The 6339-nt window shown below is 42.3% G+C and carries 5 protein-coding genes; 4 read left to right on the forward strand and 1 reads right to left on the reverse strand.

From position 1 onward, the window contains the following. The first annotated feature begins 165 nt into the window (after positions 1–165). From lgt to WBM98_RS11675, 3 genes are read left to right on the forward strand one after another with little or no spacing between them, the layout of a single operon-like run. Positions 166–1128, forward strand: a complete 963-nt coding sequence (gene lgt / locus WBM98_RS11665; RefSeq protein WP_424366196.1) for a prolipoprotein diacylglyceryl transferase — start codon at positions 166–168, stop codon at positions 1126–1128. Between the two features lie 17 nt (positions 1129–1145). Then, positions 1146–1640 carry a DUF192 domain-containing protein gene (locus WBM98_RS11670; RefSeq protein WP_424366197.1) on the forward strand — a complete coding sequence of 165 codons (495 nt, stop codon included), beginning with the start codon at positions 1146–1148 and terminating at the stop codon, positions 1638–1640. A gap of 4 nt (positions 1641–1644) precedes the next feature. Then, positions 1645–2166: a GNAT family N-acetyltransferase gene (locus WBM98_RS11675; protein ID WP_424366198.1), complete on the forward strand. Its 522-nt coding sequence runs from the start codon at positions 1645–1647 to the stop codon at positions 2164–2166. A 39-nt stretch (positions 2167–2205) separates the two neighbouring features. On the opposite strand, the gene WBM98_RS11680 is transcribed toward WBM98_RS11675, so the two are convergent. Further along, positions 2206–4974, reverse strand: a complete 2769-nt coding sequence (locus WBM98_RS11680; protein ID WP_424366199.1) for a phosphoenolpyruvate carboxylase — start codon at positions 4972–4974, stop codon at positions 2206–2208. A gap of 206 nt (positions 4975–5180) precedes the next feature. On the opposite strand from WBM98_RS11680, the gene WBM98_RS11685 reads away from it, so the two are divergent. After that, a partial coding sequence (locus WBM98_RS11685; protein WP_424366200.1) for an ATP-binding cassette domain-containing protein occupies positions 5181–6339 on the forward strand: 1159 nt, incomplete at its 3' end.

Here is a 6339-nt window from a genome sequence, read left to right on the forward strand (position 1 = left end):
ATCCAGTGCCTTTCTATCGCATCGAGCCTGTCTAATTGGGCATTACATCCTTTAATTCAAAAACGTGATAAAGCTCATCGTACTGCCCTGAGTCTTCGATCTATTTTATAAAAGCAAAGCGGTCTAGCCATCAATTTTAGTATCTTAGCCATTCAAATTTTACGTATGCACTTCTTAAGCCTTATTTGGAATCCTAATGAAACATTGTTCAAAATAGGTTTCCTTCAGATTAAATATTACAATCTGCTCTGGATTGTTGCCTTTGCCGTTGGATGGTTCATCATGAAACGGATTTTTACCCATGAGAAAAAGACCGTGGAACAGTTGGATTCCCTTTTTATTTATACGGTATTATCGACCATGTTGGGTGCGCGGTTAGGGCATGTACTTTTCTACGATTGGCCCTATTACAAAAACCATATCGCCGAAATATTGTTACCAATACGCGAAAGTGCCGATAGCAGTCTTTTCGGAATCATCAATGGATATGAATTTACCGGTTTTACGGGATTGGCAAGTCATGGAGCGGCTATAGGCATTATAGTAGGCATGTATCTTTATACCCGAAAATTTCCTGAATTCAAATTGCTCTGGATCTTGGACCGCGTTGTTATACCGGTTTCTATCGGCGCTTTTTGTGTTCGCTTGGGTAACTTTTTCAATTCGGAAATCAACGGCAAAGTGACCGATGAGTCCTTTATTTTCGCAACAAAGTTCATTCGTGATTCAGATGACATGCATCCGTCAAAGGCCTTGGCCATTACCAAGGAAAAAACGGTCAATGCGGCCTATGATGCCATTGCGAACAATGCCCAATTTTCAGAATATTTGGCCCAAATACCGTATAGGCATCCCGCCCAATTATATGAGGGAGTAGCCTATATTTTTGTATTTATACTATTGTATTACCTCTATTGGAAGACCGACAAGAAAAATAAATTGGGATATCTTTTTGGGTTGTTCCTTGTATTGCTTTGGACCATACGGTTCTTTGTCGAATTTGTAAAGAAAAGTCAAGGGGGTTTCGAGGAAACCTTGGGGCTATTATCAACAGGACAATGGTTGAGCATTCCTTTTATTATCATAGGGCTTTATTTTATGCTGAGACCAAGCAATAATCGGTCATAATCGAAAGTCAGAAGGCCATGATAAAATCAAATTCGCTCAAAGTATCCATTTTAATAGGTTCCCTAATATTCTTTGCTGCTTGCAAGGATGGTGCAAAGAAAACAATCAAAACCGAAACCGTGACTTTCACCAAAGAAGGTATCCTGACCATCTACAAAGCAGCAACCGATTCTGTCATTACCACGTTGGATATCGAGATCGCCGATTCGGATTATGAAACGGAAACCGGACTCATGTATCGTAAGGGTATGTCGGAAAATCAAGGAATGCTCTTCAGCTTTCCAGATATTCGACAACATTATTTTCATATGAAGAATACCGAATTCCCTTTGGATATTATCTTTTTGGATGCGAATCTTAAAATCGCAAGTTTTCAGGAAAATGCCCAACCTTTTGATGAAACGTTACTGCCTTCAAAAGTCCCTGTAAAATATGCCTTGGAAGTAAACGCTGGCCTTTCTGAAAAATGGTTGTTGGAAGTAGGTGATCGCGTCGCGTTCAATAAATTATAGTGCCGTGGCGTATCTATTGATCGGTGAGGAATCTGAAAGATTGCGCTATCGAAAGCTAATGCCCTCTGACTTTGATACCTGGCTCCCATTTCACAAAGATCCAAGCAGCACCCAACATTGGTCCGAAGCATCCTTAAATCCCGAGGAAGCCTGCCAAAAATGGTTCGATAAGGTTTTCTACCGCTATGAGCACCACCTTGGTGGCTTGAATGCCCTAGTTGATAAGCATAACGGGCAATTCATTGGGCAATGCGGATTATTGGTACAAACGGTTGATAATCAACAAGAGCTCGAAATAGGGTATTCCATACTCCCTGCGTATAGAAATAAAGGCTATGCCTCTGAAGCTGCACAAAAATGCAGGTCTTTTGCGAAGGAAAATCGTTTGGCTAAATCCTTGATTTCCATCATCCATATTCATAATATGGCGTCGCAAACCGTGGCCATTAAAAATGGAATGGTATTGGATCGGACCACAACCTACCACAACAATCCGGTTGCTATCTTTCGCGTAAGCATCCAATAGCGCCAATCGGTTTTAGCGTACCCAGCAAATCCAAACCCATCAGCCCGTATTTCGGTTGGCTCCTGCAATGGCATTGATGGTAAGCATAAGTTCTATCTGGGTGTTATGGGCGGCTTCAGGGTTTTCGGTTTTTTCCCTTCGCCACTTACCCAATAATTCGATTTGTTTTTTATGCAAACGGTCCATCAAGGGCATTCTTAAATGATTGGAATAGTAAAGATCTTTTCTCCTTTCCTCGATTGGTTTTCCTGACAAGTCATCCATGTAATGATGCATCAATTTCAATTCGTCCAAAAATCTTGAAAGGAACATATGCTTCAATGCTGGATCTGGCACCAGTTCTGAGTACAGTTTCATGGTTTTCTCATCGGTGGTAACAAGACTACTATCCACATTGCTAAATACATATTTCAGAAAGGCATCCGATTCAATCACATGTTTCAGTTCTTGATAGTCATTGGGCCGTTCGGTCTTCAATTTTTTTAAGGCAGAACCTAACCCGTACCAACTGGTCATATGGTAACTGGCCTGGCTCCATGAAAATACCCAGGGTATTGCCCTCAAATCTGCCAAGGTATTGGCACCGGTTCTCTTTGAGGGCCGAGAACCGATTTTACTGGTTTCAATGGCGTCGATAGGGGTTGCCGCCCTAAAATATTCAATAAAACCATCGGACTTTATAAGGTTCGTATATTGCGCTTTGCTTTCTTCGGCCAACCATTCAATAATATCAGCATTGGCATGATAGCTGCGTTCGTTGTTTTTATCCAACATTGTTTTACTTAGGGTATTGGCCACCAACAATTCCAAATTAAAAGCAGCATTCACTTTGTGCGCATATTTTTGGGCAATGGTCTCCCCCTGTTCGGTGAGGCGTAAGTTTCCGTTCGGAGATTTATACGGCAGTGCCTTGATGAAATAATGTGTAGGACCGGATCCTCGGCTAATAGAACCTCCCTTACCGTGAAAGAACCGTATATCGATATTGAACTCTTCGCCCAACTGGGCCAATTTGTATTGGGCTTTATATAAATGCCATTGACTTGACATGATGCCACCATCCTTATTGCTATCACTATACCCTATCATGATCTGTTGCATAGGCCTTTTTAGACCTTGTTGTTCCTGATGGTATTTTAAGGACCTTTGCACGATTGGGTTCGAAAAATAAGCTTTCAAAATAACGGGGCCATGTTCCAAATCCTCTATGGTTTCCAAAAGGGGTACCACATGTATTTTTGAGACCAGGCCTTCTTTGGTCATAAAAGTCAGGCCGGCTTCCTTGGCCAAGAGATAAACGGTCATAAGGTCTGAGAAGGAACGCGTCATACTCACAATGAACGATCCAATACAGTTAAAACCATACGTGGCCGTATGCTCCTCAATGGTTCGATAGCATTCCATTACCGTTTTCGCCTCATTTTCGAGGGGGGTTTTACCATGAACAAAAGGCCTCGCATGTTGTAATTCTTCCAACAAAAAGGATATTCTTTTTTTCTCATCCCAGTCCTTAAAAGAACTTTCCTTCCAATGGGCCGCCATTAAAAGTTGTTCGATGGCATTGTCATGAAAGGTACTGTTTTGACGTATGTCCAAGGCGGCAAGATGAAAGCCGAAAACCTCTACAATACGCAGGGCTGAAGTCACATCCTCAAATGCGATGGACCTTGCGCCATAATCCACCAATTCTTTTTGCAACAATTCAAGATCCGATCGTAACTGGGAGGAATGAATATATGCACCTTCGGTTTTGGACAACTTTGTTGCATGTCCCCGCTCGGTATCCACCGGTAATTTTGCGATCATCAATGAAATCATTTGCCGAAAGGCCTCGCCTATATTTCGTTCGAACGTCTGGATTCCGCGATCGCCCAATTCCGATACCATTTCGTGCACGCGTTTTTGATAGTCCTTGGAACATTGCTCTACCCCGATACTGAAACTTAGTCGCCGAACCAATTCATTTAATTTCCTGCCGATGACCACAAAAGCATTGAGCCTTAGATGCAACAAGGTATTTTGCGTAACATTCGCGGTTACCAAAGGATGCCCATCCCGGTCCCCTCCTACCCAATTCCCGAAGGTGATTTTAGGATAAGCATGGTTACGTTGAATAACTTCCTTATTTAGATCCAACAGTTGCACTGCCTGTTCTAACCGTTGATCCACGATCGGTATGACCTCAGGGAAAACATTTACCAGATAATGCACAATGTTTCGCAATTCGGATTCCACGTCGGGTTTTTCCAAATAGATCTCCCCTGTTTTCCAAAGGCGATACAGGGTAAGCTTTATGGTATTACGAATATGTGCCTTCTCATGTTTTGAATACATGGTGTTCTCTAACTTCACCAATAACAAGTATAGCTCCCGATGATGCTCCAACACCGTGGCTCTTTTGGCCTCGGTAGGATGCGCGGTAAGAACAGGTTCTATGGCTATTTCCTTGAGAACGGGTATGATTTCCTCAGCCTTCGTTCCAGCAGCCTTTATGTTTTTAAGGTTAGACGCCCACAGCCCATTTACACCTGCAAGATCAATATCCTCGAGCGCTCTTCGGTTTTGGACGGCATTATTGATTTCTACCATATTTACCAATTGAAACACGAGCGAATACAATTGCAGGGTTTTGGGATTGATGGCAATTTCTTGATGCGTATCCGTATTGATCCAGGGAATGGCTTTGGCAATTTTATCCTCATGATTCTCGCGCAATACTTCATACAAGGCTTCCAGCAAATATCGAAGGCCTTTATACGCTTTGCCCATTTCTTTCTCTACGGTTTCGAGTGTTATTCTTTCTTCCATTCAATGCTGGTTTAGTCGGCTGAACCGAACATGGAAAGTACCTTATAATAATCAAATAACAAAAAGAATTATGTGGGATACACACAAAAAATCCATCCCATATTCATGACAGAATGGCCTGTTGAAAACCAAGGGACAACCCCTGCCCAATACCCTTTTAAATGCCTCCCATTCGGTGTATATTTAACAACGTATTGGTACACGGAATGAAAAAAGAAGAACATTGGGCCATATTCATTGACAATGCGTCGGGAACGAAGGAATTTATCGACGAATTAATAGCAGGGAATGTCCCAACTTTCATTGCGCTGAAAGGATTGCAGGGAGCTTTATTCTCGAAATTGACCCTGATCCAATTGATCGATGAAGAAAGCCGACACGGTAAAAGTGGCATTACCTATGAGCGCCAACAAAGCTTACAATCCATGTCGAGCGGGGAACAAAAAAAAGTACTACTTGACCACCTACTACGATCAAAACCTGATTTTTTGGTTTTGTACAATCCCTTTGATAATCTTGACGTACAATTCCTGAAAGCATTCCGAAAACAACTTTCTCACATCTCAGAAAATATTACAATCATCCAAATCATCAGTAGAAAGGATGATCTTTTACCCTTTATCACCCGCTACGCCAAACTTGTCGGTGATACCCTCGTGGGGCTGACAAGCCTAAGATCCTTGATGCCATCAGAACCTAAACAACCCTTTACGGATAAAATTCCATTACCTTTGAAACCCACATCCTATGCGAAAGACACGTTGATCACCCTTAAGAATGTCAATGTCAGTTATAATGAGAAACCTGTTTTAAAGAACATATTTTGGGAAATTGGGAAAGGGGAGTTTTGGGAGCTCAGTGGTAACAACGGAAGTGGAAAGACGACGATCCTTTCGATGATTACCGGAGAGAACCCAAAGGGCTATGGTCAGGAACTCTATCTATTCGGACATAAAAAAGGCAGTGGCGAAAGCGTTTGGGACATAAAAAAGAACATCGGCTACTTTACACCTTCGATGACCGATACATTCACAGGGTACCATTCTTTGGAACATATGATGATTTCGGGCATTCTAGATTCAGTAGGTTTATACGTACGGCCTACCGAAGCCCAATTGAGGCTGGCTAAAGCGTGGTTACAACTTATAGGGATGTGGCATCTGAAAGATACCCATTTTCACGATTTGACCTTGGGCCAAAAACGTTTGGTGATGACCACCAGGGCCATGGTCAAACATCCCCCTTTGTTACTCTTGGACGAACCCACAGTGGGACTTGATGATACCTCCGCGGCATTATTGGTGTCATTGGTCAATAAAATCGCAAAAGAAAGCAAGACCAGCATCATCTATGTATCCCACAGAA

This window comes from Maribacter sp. (assembly GCF_049667165.1).
Classification (GTDB): domain Bacteria; phylum Bacteroidota; class Bacteroidia; order Flavobacteriales; family Flavobacteriaceae; genus Maribacter_A.